The sequence below is a fragment of the Amycolatopsis sp. NPDC000009 genome, assembly GCF_055563465.1.
Map to the genome: position 1 here is coordinate 63,716 of NZ_JBVHDI010000022.1, position 18,122 is coordinate 81,837.

The window sequence follows — 18,122 nt, forward strand, 5'->3', positions numbered from 1 at the left end:
ACGCGCGTTTTCACCGCGGGGCTCCGCAAGACGGTCACCTCCGCGGACCCGGCACCACCTGGAACTCCTGCTCGACCACAGCGAGGAATTCCGCGCCGGCCGCCGGTTCCGTGTCAGGCGGCGATGTCGGCAGCGAGCCGATCGGCGACGGTGCGGGGCTCGCGGCCGAGGAGTCCGGCCAGCAGGCGGCCGGTTTCGGCGAAGTGGCCGGCGCGGGCTGCCTGGTACCACGTGAGGATGAGCCGGGCCGCCTGCTCCGGGACGCCGGTCGCGATCTGGCCGGCGACCCACTGTTCGTCGTCCACGACGACGCGCTTGATACTGCGATCGGTGAGGTCGGAGGCGATCTTGGCGATATCGTCGAACGTGACGGCGGTCGGCGCGGCGAGGGTGACTGGGCCGTCGAAGGAGCGGTCACCGGCGAGGATGACCGCGATGGCCTCGGCTATGTCGGCACGGTCGGTGTACGGGATGGGGCCGTCTTCCGGCTGAGCGACCTCGCCGGTCTGCTGCCACGGGCCGAGCACCTGATCGAGCGGGCCGTAGGCGCCGTTGCGCAGGGCTGTCCAGGCGACCCCGGACTCACCGAGGATCGCCTCGGTGGCGATGTGGAAGTCCGACGGCAGGTACGGGTTTCCGGGAACGGCGCCCTGCTGGCTCGTGTAGAGGATCCGGCCGGCGCCGGCCGCGACCGCGGCTTCGATGGCGTTGCGATGCAGGCCGACCAGGTCGGCGGCCGGGTCGTTGCCGGACACCAGAAGGACTTGTTCGGCGCCGGCGAAGGAATCGCGCAGCGCGGCCGGGTCGTCGTAGGAGCCCTGCCGCACGCGCACGCCGCGGTCGGCGAAGTGCTGCGCTTTGGCGACGTCGCGGACACTGACACCGATCCGGTCGGCTGGTACGCGTTCGAGGAGGTGCTCGACGGTCGCGCCGCCCAGTCCGCCTGTTGCGCCGGTGACAACGATCATGTTCTTGGCCTTCCTGTGCGCATAAGTTGACCCTCATGGTCAGTTTCGCGTCCGTCAACGACATTAGGTAAGCTGACCCGGGTAGTCAAATTACGAAAAGCTGGGCGACAGTGAGGGGCGGTGAAGGCTTTGGCCGGTGGGGTGCCCGCGGGATCCCGGTTGCGTGCCGACGCCAGGCGCAATTCCGAGCAGATCCGCTCCGCGGCGATCGGCGCCTTCCAGGGACGGGGCCTGACGGTGCCGTTGGAGGAGGTCGCCAAGGTGGCGGGGGTGAGCAAGGCGACGATCTTCAACCGCTTCGGCGGGCGGATCGGCCTCATCGACGCCGTGATCGAGGAGGTCGTCGCGACCGAGCTGTTCGCCGTCATCGACCACTCTCGGACCATCGACGACATCGGCGAGCGGATCGCCTACTACCTCACGGCGATCCGTGACCTCCAATACCGGCAGCCCGCCGTCAACGACGTCCTGTTGCAGACTTATCCGCACTCGCGGCCGCTCATGGAGATCTGCCGGGTCGGAAGCGAGGCCAACGAAGAACTCATCGCCGAGGCGCGGGCCTCCCGTGCGCTGCGGCCGGAGTTCACGGCGGCCGATCTCCACGCGCTCGTCGTCGACAACGCTCTCGCCCTCAAACACGGCAAGCGGCCTCCTCGGGAGGACTACGACCGCCGCACCACTTACCTCCTGGCCGGGATCCGCCACCCTGTCGCCTGAGGGCTTCGCCGAGGGCGAAGGCTTCCGCGGTAGCCCAGCCGAGTGGCAGGTGTTCGGTAGCGTCCGCGCCGTCATGACCTTCGGCCGGTGGTTGCGTACAGTAGGTGAATCACTGACGTAGTGGGGTCGATCTTTGCCGGCGTTCGGTTGTGAGGGTGGAAATGCCGTCGTACGAGTCCGGGTACACCGCGCCGAGTTCGGTTCCGGTCGGGGTGGACCCGACCCGGGCGAGCATCGCGCGCGTGTACGACGCCGCGCTGGGCGGCAAGGACAACTACGAGATCGACCGTGAGGTGCTGCGGCAGGTCGCGACCAAGGCACCCGAAGTCCGGGATCTGGCGTGGTCCAACCGCAATTTCCTGACCAGGGCCGTGCGGTTCCTCGCCCAGCAAGGGAAGATCACCCAGTTTCTCGACTGCGGTTCGGGATTGCCGACGGCGGAGAACACCCACCAGATCGCCCAGCGGGTCAACGCCGGGACACAGGTGGTGTACGTCGACAACGATCCCGTGGTGCTCGCCCATGGCCGGGCCATCCTCGAGAACAACCCGAACACGCACTTCGTCGCCGAGGATATTTTCCAGCCCGAGCGGCTCCTGGCCAACGCGGCGGTTCGTGAGCACCTCGACCTCACGCGTCCGGTTGCCTTGCTGCAGGTGGGCACCCTGCATCACTACACCGCCGACAACGGCGCGGACCTGATGCGCGAGTACATCGACGCGCTGCCCAGTGGCTCGTTCGTCGTCATCGCGCACTTCTTCGATCCGGAGAAGCCGGGACTGAGCGAGCTCGCCCGGAAGATGGAAGAGCTGTTCATGCACAGCCCGATGGGCTCGGGCCGGTTCCGGACGGCAAGCGAGATTTCGAGCTTCGTCGAGGGCCTCGAGATCATGCCCTCCGGCCCTGGCAAGGAACCGGGCCTGGAGCTGTGCGATCTCTGGTGGCCGGACGGGCCGAAACTCGCCCCGCTCAACGAGGTCGAGCAGTGCATCGCCGGGGTCGTCGCCCGCAAACCCTAGCGCCTGCTGCCGTCGGGAGCCGGTACCGCACGCCGAATATCGATCGCCCGTCGTTCGTCACTCCTGCCAGGGTGACGGACGTGACGCGATCGTTCCTTCCCGGGCTTGAGCTGTCCCGGCTGTTCCATACCGAGGTCGTCGCGCCGATCTTGGCGAAGGCGCTGAACGAGGTGCCCTACTCGGCGGCGCTGATCGGCTGGGGCTCGGAGGTGCAGGGCTTCGACACGGTGCGCTCCACCGACCATGCCTGGGGCCCGCGGCTGCAGCTTTTCCTTGGCAGTGATGACTTCCATGCCCGCGTCGACGATCTGGACGCCCTGCTTGATCGCGAGCTCCCGGCCGAGTTCCGCGGCTACCCGGTACGCTTCGCCTTCCCAACGGACGCGCCGGCCCGGCACTGGGTGGACGTCACGGATCTGCAGGGCTTCTTCACCGAGCAACTCGGCGCGGACCCGGACGGCGGCCTGCCGATTTCGGCCTGGTTGACGGTCCCGACACAAGTACTGCGGGAACTGACCGGTGGCGCGGTCTTCCACGACGGGACCGGCCTGTTGGAGCGCTACCGGGATCACCTCGCCTGGTATCCGGACGACGTGTGGCGCTATGTCCTGGCTTGTCAGTGGATGCGCTTGTCCCAGGAGGAGCCCTTCGTCGGCCGTTGCGGTGAGGTCGGCGACGACCTGGGCTCGGCCGTGGTCGCCGCGCGCCAGGTCCGCGACCTGATGAAGCTGTGCCTGGTGATGAACCGGGAGTACCCGCCCTACAGCAAGTGGCTGGGCACGGCGTTCGGCGCACTGCCCTGCGCCAAGGTGCTGGCTCCGCACCTGTCCGGCGCACTGTCCGCACGAAGCTGGCAGGAACGGGAGCAGCACCTTTCTCCCGCATACGAGATCGCCGCGAGGGTGCACAACAATCTCGGTCTCACGGAGCCGCTGGATACGACGGTCCGCGACTTCCACGACCGGCCGTTCCAGGTTCTGGGCGCTCACCGGTTCACCGACGCCCTTGTCTCGACGATCAGCGACCCGGCCGTCAGGGCGCTGCCGCCGGTCGGGGCGATCGACCAGTACGTCGACAGCACCGTCGTGACCGACCGGGGGTACGCCGAGCTGCGCCGCCGCTACATCGCGGGCCCCAGCCTCTGACCGGCGACAAAGCACATCTCCGCCGTGACGCGGTCGTCCTGACGAATAGCTCGAACGTCTCCTTCGGGCAATCCGCCTGCTGGCCGCCGTCACCGAGCTTCCAGTACGCAGTGCGTCCCGCGGTAGATCGTCGGCATGCACTTGTTGCAGTGCACGCACAGCGAGCGCGCCCCGGACCGCAGCCGCAGCGGCAGATCGGGTTCACGCAGCAGCGCCCGCGCCATCGCGACGAACGCGAAGCCCTCCGCCATCGCCTGCTCCATCGTCTCCAGCCGCGTGATCCCGCCGAGCAGGATCAGCGGCAGGTCCAGCGCCGCGCGGAACTGGCGTGCCCGGTCCAGTAGGTATGCCTCCTGGAACGGGTAACTGCGCAGGAAGGCGCCACCGGCCGCCCGGACGCCCCACCGCAACGGCCGCGGGAACCGCGCGGAGAACTCCCGCACCGGCGCGTCCCCGGTGAACAGGTACATCGGGTTCAGCAGCGAACTACCCGCCGTCAGCTCCAGCGCGTCGACGGACCCGTCCGCCTCCAGCCACCGCGCGACCCGCACGCTTTCGTCCAGCCAGAACCCACCCGGCACCCCGTCGTCCATGTTGAGCTTCGCGGTCACCGCGATCCGGTCGCCGGCTACGTCCCGGACCGCCCGCGCGACCTCCAGTGCCAGCCTGGCCCGGTTCTCGAGCGATCCGCCGTAGGAGTCACGTCTGCGGTTCAACCGGGGACTGAGGAACGAACTGACCAGATAATTGTGTCCGAAGTGGATCTCGACAGCGTCGAAGCCGGCTTCGATCGCCACTCGCGCCGCCTTCGCGTGTGCGCGTACGACCCGATCCAGATCGTGTTCCGTGGCCGCCTTCGTCATCCGCATCCCCAGCGGATTCGGGAACCGCCCCGGCGCCAGCGCGGGCGACCGGTTCGACGCCGCGTTCGCGACCGGCCCCGCGTGCCCGATCTGCGCGCTCACCGCCGCACCCTCGGCGTGCACCGCGTCGGTGAGACGGCGCAGCCCGGGCACGGCCTCGTCGCGCATCCAGATCTGGTGCCGGTCGGTCCGGCCCTCCGGGGACACCGCGCAGTAAGCGACCGTCGTCATCCCCACACCACCGCGGGCCACCCGCCGGTGGAACTCGATCAGCCGATCGGTCACCACGGCGTCCGGAGTCGCTCCCTCGAAGGTCGCGGCCTTGATGATCCGGTTGCGCAGCCGCACCGGACCCAGCCGCGCGGGCGCGAAAACGTCGGTCATGACCCCGCCAAGCCCGCGACGAGGAACGCGCGCAGCGTCCCGGCAGGCACCTCGCCCGGCATCTCGTCGGCGAAGAACTGCAGTATCAGGCCGAAGGCGAGCAGCCACCGGTGCGCCGCGGCCGCCTTCGACAGCTCCGGCCGCGCGTCCCGCAGCAGCTCGATCCACGGCCCCAGCCCGAACCACCGCGAAGTCCACGCCTGCTCCCGCCGTCCCAGCACGAACCGTGCCAGCAACCGCAACCGCAGCCGCCCGACCGGGTCCGCGGCCAGCTCGGCGAGCGGAGTCACGACGAGATCGACCAGTTCCGCCACCGTGGGCACCCAACCGCCCCGCCGCCGCCCGGTGATCTCGTCGAGCCGCCGCTGCCACACCGGTGCGAGCCGGGCCTCCAGCAACGCGGCGATCAAGGCGTCCTTCGACCCGAAGTGGTAGTGCACGGCCGCCGGATTCATGCCGGCCGCGCTGTTGATCGCGCGGACGGACACCGCGTCGTACCCGGATTCCAGCAGCAGTCGTTCGGCGACGGTCAGCAGTCGCTCCCGGGTGGTGGCGTCGGTGCTGGGCATTCGTGCAGCACACCATATTTCCATCACCAGTTCAATCACTGATTGAACTGGACAGGAACCCCGCCGCCATGTTGGGCTGTGGTCGGCGATTTTCTTCCTGCGACGTCGAGGAGTGCCGCCCTGAGCCTGTCGGAGTACCTCCGGGAGAACTGGATCGACGTCGTGAACGACGCGATCCTGCACGTGGATCTCACCCTGGCGGCGATGGCGCTGGCCGTGCTGGTCGGAATGACGATCGGCCTGCTCACCTACCGGCGGCGGTGGCTCGGCGCGATGGCGACCACGACGACGGCGGCGTTCCTGACCGTCCCGTCCATCGCCCTGCTGGGCATCCTGATCGGCCCGTTCGGGCTGGGGCTGACGAATGTCCTGTTCGCACTGGTGCTCTACGCGCTTCTGCCGATCACGCGCAACACGATCGTCGGGCTGCGTGGCGTCGACCCGGCCGTGGTGGACGCGGCGCGGGGGATGGGGTTCGGCCGCCTGCGGCTGCTGTTCCGCGTGCGGCTGCCGCTCGCCTGGCCGGTGATCCTCTCCGGCATCCGGGTCTCGACGCAGATCACGATCGGTATCGCGGCCATCGGCGCGTACGTCAAGGGCCCCGGCCTCGGCAACCAGATCTTCGACGGGCTCGGCCGGTTCGGCTCGGTCAACTCCCTGAACCAGGTGCTCACCGGGACGCTCGGGATCATGGTGCTGGCGCTGCTGTTCGACCTGGCGTTCGTGGTGGTCGGCAAGCTGACCACAAGGCGACGTCCCCGTGCCCTCCGAGCGGTGGCCCCGGCGACGGCTGGGGGAGCCGCCGGAACGGGCGGTGAGACGATCGAGCTGAGGGACGTCGGCAAGCACTATCCCGGACGAGCCGTACCGGCGGTCGAACGCCTGACGATGCGCATCCCCGCGGGCGAGATCGTCGTGCTGACCGGTCCGTCGGGGTGCGGCAAGACCACGACCATGCGGATGATCAACCGGCTCGTCGAGCCCACCGCGGGCGTCGTCACGATCGGCGGCACCGACGTGTCGGCGCTCGACCTCGACGAACACCGGCGCCACACCGGCTACGTCATCCAGCAGGTCGGGCTCTTCCCGCATTTGCGAGTGGACGCCAACATCGGCGTGGTGCCGCGGCTGCTCGGCTGGACCCGGCGGCGCATCGCCGACCGTGTGCGCGAACTGCTCGAGGTCGTCGGTCTCACCCGCGAGCACGGCATTCGGTATCCGCGTGAGCTTTCCGGCGGTCAGCAGCAGCGCGTCGGTGTGGCGCGGGCGATGGCCGCGGACCCGCCGGTCATGCTGATGGACGAGCCGTTCGGTTCCACCGACCCGATCACCCGTGCCCGGCTGCAGGACGAATTCCTTCGCCTGCAACGGGAAGTGCGCAAGACGATCGTCTTCGTCACGCACGATTTCGACGAGGCGCTGAAGGTCGGCGACCGGATCGCCGTGCTGCGGCCGCGGTCGGCGATCGCGCAATACGACACGCCCCAGGCGATCCTCGCCGCACCGGCGGACGATTACGTCGCGAGCTTCGTCGGGCCGAAGCGGAACCTGAAACGGCTCGCCCTGATCCGGGTGGGTGACCTGGAGCTCCGGCCGGTGTCCGGGCCGGACGGCCTGCCGCCGGTCCGGCCCGACGTCACCCTTCGGGACGTGCTGGACGTGATGGTGCGGACCGGCAGTACCGCGGTCGTGGTCACCGAGGACGGCACCGCACAGCCGCTGGGGGTGTGCCACGTGTCCAGCCTCGTCGCGGCGCTCCGGCCCGCCGACGAGGCGGCCGCGCCCACGATTCCGGACGCCGAGGAGACGCCTGACGCGGGTCCGGACACCACGGTGCCCGCGCGCCCTCGCCGGCGCCGGCTCGGGCTGCTGGTGCGCCCGGTCCTGCTCAGCGTCACCTTGCTGGCGCTCTTCCTGATCGTACGTGCGCATCCGCTCGACTCGATCGAGCAGCGTTTCCTCAACGCCGGCGAGATCTTCACCGAACTGGGCGCGCATCTGCGGCTCACCGGGATCTCGACGGCGTGCACGATCGCGATCGCCCTCCCGCTCGGCATCCTGCTCACCCGCGCCGGTGCCGGCTGGGCCAGGCCGATCGGGCTGGGGCTGGGCAACCTCGGCCAGGCGATCCCGTCGATCGGGCTCGTCGTGCTGCTCGCGCTCTGGATCGGCACAGGCACCGCGACGGCGGTGACGGCACTCGTCGTCTACGCGACCTTGCCGGTGCTGCGCAACACGATCGTCGGGCTCGACGGCGTCGACCCGACCGTCGTCGACGCCGCGCGAGGCATGGGCATGGGCAAGGCGGCCATCCTGTGGCGGATCGAACTTCCGCTGGCGGTCCCGGTGATCCTCGCGGGGATCCGGACCGCGCTGGTGCTCACCGTCGCGAGCGCGACGCTGGCGACGTTCATCGACGGCGGCGGCCTCGGCGGCGGGCTTGTCGCCGGGATCGGCCTGTACCGCCCGATGCTGAGCTTGACCTTCGGAATCATCGTCGCCGTACTGGCGCTCTTCGTCGACTGGCTGGGGCTGGTCGCCGAGGAGGTCCTGCACCCGCGCGGCCTGTAGCTCGACCGAATTCAAGGAGGACCAACCCATGCGGATGCTCCAGCGCACGACCGCCGCCGTGCTCGCGCTCGTCGCGACAGCGGCGCTCGCGGCCGGCTGCACGATCGGCAAGGACGAGACCGGCGCGCAGGTGGGCGCGGGCTCCATCAAGAAGATCGACGCGCTGAACGGTGTCCAGCTCCGGGTCAGCTCCAAGGAGTTCGACGAGCAGCTGCTGCTCGGCCAGATCGCCCTCGTCGCACTGCAGGCGGCCGGGGCGAGCCCGCAGGACAAGACCAACATCACCGGCTCGAGCAACGTCCGCCAGGCGCTCACCAGTGGCGCGGTCGACCTGTACTGGGAATACACCGGCACCGCCTGGATCAGCTATCTCAACCAGACCAAGCCGATCAGCGACCCGCAGGCGCAGTACGACGCGGTCAAGCAAGCCGACGTCGCCAACGGCGTCACCTGGTGGGCACGCTCGCCCGCCAACGACACCTACGCCCTCGCCGGCAATCCGGCGACACTGGCCAGGACCGGCGTCAAAACGCTGTCCGACTACGCGGCCCTGGTGAAGCGGGACCCGGCCGCTGCCTCGACCTGTATGGGGCCGGAGTTCAAGAGCCGGGACGACGGGTTCCCCGGCCTGGCGAAGACCTACGGGTTCACGCTGCCCGACCCGCACGTGCACCTGCTCAACGACGCCGTCGTCTACCCGAGCGTCGGCAAGGGGGACCCGTGCGGCTTCGGCTCGGTCGCTTCCACCGACGGGCGCGTGGCCGGGCAGCACCTCACCGTGCTCGAGGACGACAAGCACTTCTTCCCGACGTACAACCCCGCGATCACGATCGCCACTCCGCTCGCCCAGAAATACCCGCAGCTGGAAGAAGTCTTCACGCCGATCGCCGCGAAGCTCGACACCGCGACGCTCACGGACCTGAACAAGAAGGTCAGCGTCGACGGCCAGAAGCCCGCCACGGTCGCCCACGACTGGCTCAAGTCGGCGGGCTTCATCAGCTGAACCGCGCACTTGAACGGTCGACTCGTGGCGGCCCCGCTTGACCGGCCTGCGAGTGAGCAGGCCGGTCTCGGTGAGGTCCACAATGGACCCGGCCCGATTCGGTGTGGCGTGCCCGAACACGCCGGTGGAGCAAACGCCCTGTCGAATCCGGCTCAGCGCCGGTAGTGGACCTCGCCCCGCAGAGCAGGTGACGTGGGGCTGCCACAGCGCTGCTCGAACCTGGCGTCGAGAGCGACGAGGCCGTCGGTGCCGCGTTCGATGTGGTCGATCGTGAACTCCCTCCGCGTGGCCGTAGGTTCCGGCTTGCAGGGGTCCGGACGGCGCGGTGAAGTCGAGCGCGATGTAGGCGAAACCGTGGTCGGTCTCGGCGTCCACCCGCAGGGTTCCACTGTTCTCCCAGAATCGCACGACGGAGCCGGATGGCGCGCGGGCGCTACTTGTACAAGGTCTGGACGTTCGTGAAGGTGACGTCGCTTGCGGCGGTGTTGTCAGGATTGAACCGGAAGACGACGTTGTCCGCGCCCCCGGCGCGCATCGTGAAGGTCGACGTCATCGTTACCGATCTGCCCGCGACCAGCTGCTCCGGCAGGTCGGTGGAGTCGCCCTTCCGAACGGCCGAGTTCGTCGCCTTGGCGTGGTTGCGGCCGTAGAGCAACTCTGCACGGACAGTGCCCTTCGTCGTGGGGAAGACGAACGTCGTGCTGCCGGTATTCGTGATCTCGGTAGTGATGGTGACCAGGACGCTCTCGGTCGGGCCGGAGTCATAGCCTTTCGAATCCACGGTCTCGGACTTCGCGGAGCTGATCCGGACCTTCAAGCCGTTGGACAAGGTGGCGGCTTCGACTGCCGGGGTCTCCGGCACGGAGGCGTTGTCGACGCAAAAGTCCGTGTGGGCACTGGTGAAATTCGGGTCGGCGCACTTCGCGGGGTCGAGGCCGGTGGCGTCCGGCGCGGCAGAGCCGTCGCACGCGGCCAGTACGAGGACGCTGGCCACTACGAAGAGGCCGACCGGGGGTCTTTTGCTGGGCATGGGGCGCCACTGTACGTGGGCCGTGGCTAAGGGTTGCCTACTGGATTGGAGCTCTTGGTGTTGCGGCATCAGCTCGCTGTGCTTCGGCGCCAGGCTGACGTCGGACTGGCTCGCCGTGACACGGCGGCGCGAGGACCACGGCTGGACCGACCGGCACCCGCCGGTGGAGGTCGCAGCCTTGTCACTGCGGGAGGCGGTGAGCCTGCCGGCGGTATTCCGGGAGCCTTTCGACAGCGCGCTTACCTCGACCACGACGTCGGAACGGTAGCGGCGGAGGCGAAAGCAGGCATGGTTGCCCTCGTGCTCAGCTCTATGGCGCCACCTTGGCGCATTACCTGGCGCCGCGGCGCGCGGTGAAGGCGGCCTTCCGGCAGACGGGGGCGTCTGGCAGCATTCCGGGCAGGATCAAGCTGTTCTGGGAGGGTTCCGTGATGGTCGTCCGCCATGTTCTGTCCGGTGTGGGTGCGCTGGGCGTGTCCGCCGTATTGCTGACCGCCACGGCCGGGAGCGCGAACGCGCATCCGACCGGCGACCGCGCCATCTGGTCGGCACCGACGGTGCCGATCCCGGTCACCATCCACGATCTGAAACCGCGTGTCTGCTACAACGTCCATGGCTTGCTCGGGGAGCAGGCAAGCTACCTGGCGAACCGGACAAAGTCGTCGGTGCTCAACCTGTTCTCCGAACCCAATTGTGGCGGCGGCCTGTTCATCGACGCCATCTTCCCGCCGGACGATTCCGGGAGCCGGTCGGAGTCCCACAAGAGCTACTTCAGCTTCAACGTGTCCCCGCTGTCGGGCGGCGGCGGAGTCTGAGCGCGCGCCCGGCGCCGCCGGTCGGCAGGGGAGGCCCCCAAAGCGGTTCTCCGCTCAACTGCGTAGCGTCGCGGTCTTCACCTGGCTCAAGAGCGGTCCGCCGGGTCGTCGAGCGCGGTGATGTCGTGATCAGCCACGGCTTCGTTGCCGCAGTGCGCGGCGCAGCAGGATCGCCGACAGGACGACGACCACCAGCACGAGTGCCACCACGACGTCGGGGATCGGTCCCAGCGTGTGCTGGATCGCTTGCTGTGCCTCGAATTGCCGGTCGACACCGAGCGCGCCGCCGACCGCGGCGGTGCCGTCGGTCGCCAGGAAGAGGATCCCGACGGCGAGGAACAGCAGGCCGGACAGCAGCGACGTCGACTGGGTCCGCAGGGGGCCGATCCTCAGTTCCCTGCCTCGGAGCCAGCGTCGCGAGGACAGGTCGAAGCGGTCCCACAGCAGCGCCAGCAGGAACAAGGGAGCGGCCATGCCGACGGCGTACACGCCCAGCAGCGCGGCTCCGTAAAGAGGCTGCGCGCCGACCGCGGCGACGGTCAGGATGCCGCCGAGCAGCGGGCCGGAGCAGAACCCGGCCAGCCCGTACACGGTCCCGAGGGCGAAGACCGACACGGTGCTGGAGATCCGCAGCCTTCCGGTGATCCGGCCCGCCGTCGCGCTCCCGAACCCGAGGCCGAGAATCGTCATGAGGCCGAAAAGGACCAGCAGGGCGCCGCCTGCCGTCGTGGCGATGTCGCGGTAGCGCGTGAGGAGCTCGCCGATGGCGGCCACGCCCGCACCCAGCGGCACGAGGACGACCAGCAACCCGGCCAGGAACGCGGCGGTACGCGACAGCAGGGTGCCGACGTTCGTGAACGCGTAGGCGAAGAACGACGGCAGCAGGAGCGCCGCGCAAGGACTCACCAGGGACAGGAGCCCGCCCAGGAACGCGGTGAGCAGGCTGACCCCGGTCACGAAAGGCCCGCCAGCGACTGCTCGATCCGTTGCTCGAACAGCTCCACGGGTTGCGCGCCCAGCATCGGATGGCCGTTGACCGAGAAGGCGGGTGTGCTGGTCACCCCCAGCGAAGACCCTTCGTTGAGATCGTTCCGCACTTCTTGGAGCAATGCCGGGGATTTCGTGTCCTGCTGGAAACGCGCGAGATCGGGAACACCCGCCTCGCGGGCGAAGGCGAGCAGCCGGTCCGGAGGCAGATCCGGATGTCCTTTGTCGGGTGCCGCGGCGTAGAGCGCGCGGTTGAATTCCCAGAATCTTCCTTGACGGCCCGCCGCGCGTGCGGCCAAGGCCGCCTGCACGGATTGGTCACCGAAGATGGGGAAGTCGCGCCACTCCATGCGGAGTTTTCCCGTGTCGACGTACTTCGTCCTCAGCGTGGGTTCGGTGTCCCGGCTGAACTTCGCGCAGAAGGGGCAGCGGTAGTCCGAGAAGATCACCATGGTCACGGGGGCGTCCGCGCGGCCGACGGCGAGGGGGTCGCCCGGCGTCCGGCGCGCGAGGTCACCGAGAGGACCCAGGGGTGGCTTGGCGGCCGAGGTGGCGGTGGCGGCCGGAGCGCCGGTCGTGGTGCTCGAGGATGTGGCCGCGTAGATGACGAGCCCGGCCAAGGCGGCCACCAGCGCCAGGACGATGAGCAGGTTCGGAACGCCCTGGCTCCGTCGCGCGCCGCTGTTTCCCCGTGCCATTCCGCGACCTCTCTACTAAGTCGTTAGTAGTTACTACTAAGAACTTAGTAGACGATGGGCCGGGCGCCCGGGCGGGGGTCAGCCACCGGTGCGGCTCAGGCAGAGGACCGTGATCGAGGTGATGGCGAGCGCGGCCGAGGCCATCGGCGGGACGAGTGCCGCGGTCCCGGCGAGCCCGCGCGAAATCGGCCCGCTGTTGCGGAGCAACGACGAGCGTCGTCGGTTCAGCCAGGAGAGCCGTGCCTGCATGTGTGCCCCGAAGCCGACGACGCCCGGCGGAGAAGCTCCGCCTGCCATCTGCCGCAAGGCCTGGGAGACCGCGTTGCGGCCGCAGGCCTTGACGGCGGCGGCGTCGGCCGCCAGTTCGCAGAGGACCGACACCGCGGCCGGGGCCGCGCGGCACAGGGGTATCCAGGGCAGCGCGCGGGCCATCGCGTTGGCCAGGGTGAGCGCGAGGTGGTGGTGCCCGCGCAGATGTGCTCGCTCGTGGGCGAGTACCGCTTCGGTGATGTCCTTCCCGAGGTGCTCCACGGCAGTGGAGGCCACGATGACACCACGTCGGTACTCGCCGACCGAGAACGCCACGGGCAGGTCACTGTCCACCCACCAGACGCCGTCGGTCACGCGCGCGACGGCGCGGAGACTGGTCGCGTGGTCGCGCCGCCGTCGTCCTCCGGTGATCAGATCGGAGGCCAGGACGCCGGATAGGCGGAGGAGCAGCGCCAGCACCGTGACCCCCGTGACCAGCCGGGTGAGCAGCAGCCAGGGGAAGGCGGATTCCCCGATCGCCTGCCAGCAGGCGGTGGCGAGCCCGAACGCCCCGTCGGGAACCGCCGGATCCGGGCTCAGCAGGATCACGGTCGCCGCGAGCGCGCTCCCGAACATGGCGAGCGCCGCGACCAGCCAGGCACACAGCGACAGAGACGGGTGGACCCGCGGCGTACTGCCGGGACGCAGATACCGCGGTGCTCCGGCGGAAATCACCACCGAGGCGAGCAGCAGGCCGACGGCGAGCGTCATGACCGCTTCGGCTTCCGCCGCGGACGGCCGGACTCTTCCGTGCCGGTCTCGTCGAGGGCCTGGCGCAGGAACGCGGACTCCTCGGAGCTCATGTCGCGGGCGAAGCTCATCAGCACACCCCGCGGGTCACCCAACGAGGTCAGCAGGTCCCGCAGCATCTGGGCACCGGCCTCCTCCCGCGCGCGAGCCGGGCGGTACGACCACGCGCGGCCGTCGCGCTCGCGCACGACCCATTCCTTCGTGTGCAGATTGTCGAGGACGGTCATCACCGTCGTGTAGGCCAGAGTGCGCTCGGCCTGCAGCGACGCGTGAACCTCCCGCACCGTCAGCGGCGCGTCGGTATCCCACAGCACCGCCATGATCCGGCTCTCCAAATCACCGAGACTGGCCATCCCTTTGATCTACCACAGGACCTCGCGGTGCCGATACGTCGCCTCCTGCGTGGCGAAGCTCGCGGGTGGGCGCTGGACCGCGTTCGAGGCCACCCAGTGAACCTTCGTACCCTGGTCCCCACACCCAAGGAGGAATCATGGCTGAAAGCCGATTCGGTGTCGTCGAGGCCGAAGACCTGCCTGAGGATCTTCGCGAGCGCATCGGGGTGATAGCCGAGAAGTCCGGCTTCGTCCCGAACATCTTCCGGGCTCTCGGGCATCGGCCGGACGAACTCCGCGCGTTCCTCGACTACCACGACGTGCTCATGGCGAAGCCGGACGGGCTCAGCAAGGCAGAGCGCGAGCTGGTGGTGGTGGCCACGTCCGGGGCGAACCACTGTGTCTACTGTGTGGTCGCGCACGGCGCGATCTTGCGTGTGCGGTCCAAGGACACGGAGCTGGCCGATCGAGTGGCCACCAACCCGTGGGGAGCGGAACTGGACGGCCGCGAGCGCGCGATCGTCGACGTGGCGCTCGCCCTGACCCGCGAACCGGAACTCTTCGGCCAGAAGGACATCGACAAGGCCCGCGCGGCGGGACTCACCGACGACGAGATCTGGGATGTCGGGGCCATCACCGCGTTCTTCGCCGCATCGAACCGCCTCGCCCATCTCACCGCCCTGAAACCCAACGCCGAGTTCTACTCGATGGGCCGCTGAGACCTCCCTCCGTCCACGGGCTCAGCGCTTGGCGTGCCCTTGCTCCAGTATCGGTGGACGCGCCCGGAGACACCGCGCGGATCCCCGTCGTCAGGCTGGAGTCCTTTACTGCGCTTCCAGGAACCGCGCTGTTCCGCGGATGCGTGGTCGCCGCCGTTCTCAGTCGCCGATGGGGCTCGCCGGCGCCATTCCTGTGGCCAGTGCCGCAAGGAAGAAGCGGCCGGCCGCGACCAACCCTTTGCTGGACCTGTTGAGAAGCACCTCACCGCCTCGCTCTAGATCACGCGACCAGCGCGAACGAGCCTTGGCATCCAGACCGAGTCCCAGTCTTCCCCATTCGGCTCTGCGCCCACGCGAGCACGTCGCGCCGTCCTCTTCGCTTCTCATTCGGGGAACGCGTCAAACCCCTGCCTGAACCGCGATACTGCTGTCTCGTGTAGTGCCTCACGGCCGAATTCGTAATTTCATGCAGGGTCATATATGACATTTCGGCGAGATTCGTCCGCGGCAAGTTTTCGTCTCGAATGGTCGCCCGGACAGCATTCGGACTATGTGCTTACTCGGCAAGGGTTGTTGCCCATGGCTCACCGCGGTTGGATACTGGAACTTTCGTTGCAACTGGCACCGATCAGCCTCTGGGGATCCCATGACCCGTCGTATTCGAGAGCCTGGAAAATTCCGCGGACTGTGCGGATTGACTCTCATGACCGTGCTTTCCGTGACCGTGCCGGTGGTATTCACGGCCACCGCGGCACAGGCCCGGCAGGCCGTCACGAGCAGCCCTCGGTCCAATGCCGTCATCGCCTGGAACCTCCATGCCCAGAACGCCATCTACGAGGTCGCCCGTCAGTCGCCGACCGCGGCCACCCGCAGCTTCGCGATAGCGCAAGGCGCGGTGTACGACGCGGTCAACGCGATCGCCGGCACCCCGTATGAGCCGTACCTGATCGCCCCTCGCAGCCGGCCCGGTGACTCGACTTCGGCGGCCGTCGCCACTGCGGCCTACCGCACGCTCGTATGGCTGTTTCCCGCCCAGGCCGACTCCCTGCGCACGCGGTACGAGGAGTCGCTCGCCGTGATCCCCGACGGCCATTCCAAGCGCGGTGGCATCGCTGTAGGCCAGAGCACCGCCACGGCGATGATCAATGCCCGGCGCAACGACGGTGCATTCTCCGACGCGACCTGGCCCGTCGGCACCGCGCCGGGCCAGTGGCGGCCAACCCCGCCAGGCTTCCTCCAGGTCGGCGCCTGGTTCGCCACCCTGAAGCCGTTCATCGTCAACCCCGACCGCTACCGCACCCCCGGGCCGCCGGCCCTGAACGGCGCCGCCTACGCCCGCGACCTGAATGAGGTCAAGGCCCTCGGCTCGGCTACCAGCACGACGCGTACACCCGACCAGACCGAAGCGGCTGTCTGGTGGGACGACCCGCGATTGGTGGAATGGCCGATCAAACGCCAGCTCGCCACGACCCACCGGCTCGGCACCCTCCAGACAGCCCGCCTGTTCGCAATGGTGGACCTGGCCACCGCCGACGCGCTTATCGCCTGCTACAAGGAGAAGAAGCGCTGGAGCTTCTGGCGCCCGGTGACAGCGATCCCGCTCGCCGATACCGACGGCAACCCTGCCACCGACGCCGATCCAGCCTGGACCCCACTGCGGATCACCGCGCCGTCAGCGGAATACCCGTCAGGGCACGCCTGCTTCACCGCTGCCACCACGACAGCCTTGCGCAAGTTCTTCGGCCGCGACGACCTGTCCTTCAGCGCGCACAGCATCGACTCCGGCACTACCCGCCACTACCACAGCCTCTCCCAGGCCTTGGCAGAACTGAACCAGGCCAGGATCTGGGCCGGAGTGCACTACCGCTTCGCCACCAAGGACGGGCATCAACTCGGCACCACCGTTGCCCGCCGCGTCCTCGACCACGCCTTCGGCCGAACGACGACCGACCTGGGAAGACCGGGCGAATAGGCCTACCGTATCGGGAACTCTGCGACCCGGGACAACGGCAAAGCATGAACCTGGGCCCCTGCCGTCACACGGTCAGCCTGGCTTGTAGCGGCACGCCCAGGCCGCCGAACCGTCGCCCTAACCCTTGACTCGGCGATCCTGTTCGCACCCGTCGGCGGACCGGGGCAACGCTGCGGACGGGCTGACCCGCCGCGCCGTTCAGGCGGGAACGAGCAGAATCCACAAAGGACCGTCGGACACCGGAAGCGGCTGCCCGGACACGGTGGTGAACCGGGTTGGCGCGGTCGCCGTCGCACGCTCCCAAGTGGCGTCGAAACGCTGTCCGTCCCGCCACACCCTCGCCTGCCCGCTGCCGACCGTCTGCGCGATGGGGGAGTTGGGAACCGTCCCGGTCTCCCCGCGTTCGCCGAGGCGGACGGCGACCCGCTGTTCGACGATCGTCGCCGCGCCGAGCCTGCCACTGTCCACTGTGGTCATCGGCGTCCCGTCCAGGCCGATCAGGTATCTGCCTGTCTCTGGGGACCAGGTGAAGGTGAAAGCGGCCGCCGGATAGCGGATCGCCGCGGTGGTGGCCGCCGCACCCGAGCCCGGTGCTGCGCCCGCCGCGGGAAACGCACCTTCGGGCGCAGCCTCGCCGTCGGGGACCTGATGCGGGCGAAGGTAGAAATTGTGCGGTGACGGCCGGGAGTCGTCGCGGAAGTACGCGTCCGGGATTTCCGCGGGCGAAGCACTCGTCAGTGAGGCCGAACGCAGAGACGGCAACAGCTCGGGTGCGGCGCCCGAATAGGCGAGGGCGGGTCGGCCGTACTGGGCCAGCAGGCCGAGGTCGGTGGCTCGCGCACTGCGCACCGGGCCGATCACCGCGGGCGGGCGGCCCCGGTAGAGCGCGAGCAGCCGGGTCAGCCCGCCCTCGACGGGTTCCACGTACACGAGGTCGGCGGCACTCAGACCGGTCTGCGGCCGGGCGGCGGCCACGTTGTCGACCTTGACGGCCAGTACCGCCCGCCGATCGGGGGAGGCGGCTTCGCTGGACGGCGGAGCCGGGTCGGTCCCGTTCGCCGGACCGGACAGTTCTCGCACGATCAAGACCGCCGCCGCGACGACCACCAATGCCCCCGCCGTCGACGCGATCCACCAGGACTTCTTCACGAAGATCGGCCCCTTTCCCGCATCCGGCTCGACGACGGCACCTGGGGCCAGACCGGTAACGATGCTCCGGAGCCGCATGGTTCGTCGGGAACCAGCACATCAGCGCGGTCCCCGGGCCGCAA

The 18,122-nt window shown here is 69.0% G+C and carries 17 protein-coding genes; 8 read left to right on the top strand and 9 right to left on the bottom strand.

All coding sequences use genetic code 11. From position 1 onward, the window contains the following. Positions 1–113 precede the first annotated feature (113 nt). Positions 114–968 (bottom strand): NAD(P)H-binding protein, encoded by an 855-nt coding sequence (locus tag ACZ3HL_RS37265; protein WP_465536134.1) that lies wholly within the window; start codon positions 966–968, stop codon positions 114–116. A gap of 120 nt (positions 969–1,088) precedes the next feature. Here ACZ3HL_RS37265 and ACZ3HL_RS37270 point away from each other — a divergent pair, with 120 nt between their 5' ends. The 3 genes from ACZ3HL_RS37270 to ACZ3HL_RS37280 all read left to right on the top strand — a co-directional run bounded on the left by ACZ3HL_RS37270 (position 1,089) and on the right by ACZ3HL_RS37280 (position 3,849). Further along, the gene (locus ACZ3HL_RS37270; protein WP_465411743.1) at positions 1,089–1,685 is read left to right on the top strand and encodes a TetR/AcrR family transcriptional regulator; all 597 of its coding nucleotides are present in this window, start codon (positions 1,089–1,091) and stop codon (positions 1,683–1,685) included. A 161-nt stretch (positions 1,686–1,846) separates the two neighbouring features. Continuing rightward, the gene (locus tag ACZ3HL_RS37275) at positions 1,847–2,704 is read left to right on the top strand and encodes an SAM-dependent methyltransferase (RefSeq protein ID WP_465536136.1); all 858 of its coding nucleotides are present in this window, start codon (positions 1,847–1,849) and stop codon (positions 2,702–2,704) included. A gap of 80 nt (positions 2,705–2,784) precedes the next feature. Next, a complete protein-coding gene (locus ACZ3HL_RS37280; RefSeq protein ID WP_465536138.1) occupies positions 2,785–3,849 on the top strand; it encodes a DUF4037 domain-containing protein in 1,065 nt (354 codons plus the stop codon). A gap of 89 nt (positions 3,850–3,938) precedes the next feature. Here ACZ3HL_RS37280 and ACZ3HL_RS37285 read toward each other — a convergent pair whose 3' ends face one another. Beyond that, positions 3,939–5,096 carry an NADH:flavin oxidoreductase gene (locus ACZ3HL_RS37285; protein WP_465536140.1) on the bottom strand — a complete coding sequence of 386 codons (1,158 nt, stop codon included), beginning with the start codon at positions 5,094–5,096 and terminating at the stop codon, positions 3,939–3,941. After that, positions 5,093–5,665, bottom strand: coding sequence for a TetR/AcrR family transcriptional regulator (locus ACZ3HL_RS37290; RefSeq protein ID WP_465536142.1), 573 nt, complete (start codon positions 5,663–5,665; stop codon positions 5,093–5,095). Before ACZ3HL_RS37290 ends, ACZ3HL_RS37285 begins: the two co-directional genes overlap by 4 nt. A gap of 162 nt (positions 5,666–5,827) precedes the next feature. On the opposite strand from ACZ3HL_RS37290, the gene ACZ3HL_RS37295 reads away from it, so the two are divergent. After that, positions 5,828–8,236: an ABC transporter permease subunit gene (locus ACZ3HL_RS37295; protein ID WP_465536144.1), complete on the top strand. Its 2,409-nt coding sequence runs from the start codon at positions 5,828–5,830 to the stop codon at positions 8,234–8,236. Positions 8,237–8,264: 28 nt separating this feature from the next. Further along, a complete protein-coding gene (locus tag ACZ3HL_RS37300; RefSeq protein ID WP_465536146.1) occupies positions 8,265–9,239 on the top strand; it encodes a glycine betaine ABC transporter substrate-binding protein in 975 nt (324 codons plus the stop codon). A gap of 433 nt (positions 9,240–9,672) precedes the next feature. Here ACZ3HL_RS37300 and ACZ3HL_RS37305 read toward each other — a convergent pair whose 3' ends face one another. Then, on the bottom strand, positions 9,673–10,269 hold the full coding sequence (locus ACZ3HL_RS37305) for a hypothetical protein (RefSeq protein ID WP_465536148.1): 597 nt from the start codon (positions 10,267–10,269) through the stop codon (positions 9,673–9,675). A gap of 323 nt (positions 10,270–10,592) precedes the next feature. Here ACZ3HL_RS37305 and ACZ3HL_RS37310 point away from each other — a divergent pair, with 323 nt between their 5' ends. Next, entirely contained in the window at positions 10,593–11,084 is a 492-nt protein-coding gene (locus ACZ3HL_RS37310; RefSeq protein ID WP_465536150.1) for a hypothetical protein, read from the top strand. Positions 11,085–11,213: 129 nt separating this feature from the next. On the opposite strand, the gene ACZ3HL_RS37315 is transcribed toward ACZ3HL_RS37310, so the two are convergent. The 4 genes from ACZ3HL_RS37315 to ACZ3HL_RS37330 form a co-directional block, all read right to left on the bottom strand. Next, positions 11,214–12,041 carry a cytochrome c biogenesis CcdA family protein gene (locus ACZ3HL_RS37315; RefSeq protein ID WP_465536152.1) on the bottom strand — a complete coding sequence of 276 codons (828 nt, stop codon included), beginning with the start codon at positions 12,039–12,041 and terminating at the stop codon, positions 11,214–11,216. Further along, on the bottom strand, positions 12,038–12,769 hold the full coding sequence (locus ACZ3HL_RS37320) for a DsbA family protein (protein WP_465536154.1): 732 nt from the start codon (positions 12,767–12,769) through the stop codon (positions 12,038–12,040). Before ACZ3HL_RS37320 ends, ACZ3HL_RS37315 begins: the two co-directional genes overlap by 4 nt. Before the next feature lie 78 nt (positions 12,770–12,847). Beyond that, the gene (locus tag ACZ3HL_RS37325; RefSeq protein WP_465411732.1) at positions 12,848–13,789 is read right to left on the bottom strand and encodes a M56 family metallopeptidase; all 942 of its coding nucleotides are present in this window, start codon (positions 13,787–13,789) and stop codon (positions 12,848–12,850) included. Next, positions 13,786–14,181, bottom strand: coding sequence for a BlaI/MecI/CopY family transcriptional regulator (locus ACZ3HL_RS37330; protein WP_465411731.1), 396 nt, complete (start codon positions 14,179–14,181; stop codon positions 13,786–13,788). Before ACZ3HL_RS37330 ends, ACZ3HL_RS37325 begins: the two co-directional genes overlap by 4 nt. 137 nt (positions 14,182–14,318) lie before the next feature. Between ACZ3HL_RS37330 and ACZ3HL_RS37335 the strand changes: the two genes are divergently transcribed. Then, positions 14,319–14,879: a peroxidase-related enzyme gene (locus ACZ3HL_RS37335; protein ID WP_465411730.1), complete on the top strand. Its 561-nt coding sequence runs from the start codon at positions 14,319–14,321 to the stop codon at positions 14,877–14,879. Positions 14,880–15,582: 703 nt separating this feature from the next. Then, on the top strand, positions 15,583–16,851 hold the full coding sequence (locus ACZ3HL_RS37340; protein WP_465536156.1) for a vanadium-dependent haloperoxidase: 1,269 nt from the start codon (positions 15,583–15,585) through the stop codon (positions 16,849–16,851). Between the two features lie 198 nt (positions 16,852–17,049). Here the strand turns inward: ACZ3HL_RS37340 and ACZ3HL_RS37345 are convergent, their stop codons facing one another. Then, complete coding sequence (locus ACZ3HL_RS37345) at positions 17,050–18,000, bottom strand: DUF3048 domain-containing protein (protein WP_465536158.1); 951 nt, start codon at positions 17,998–18,000, stop codon at positions 17,050–17,052. Positions 18,001–18,122: the final 122 nt, after the last annotated feature.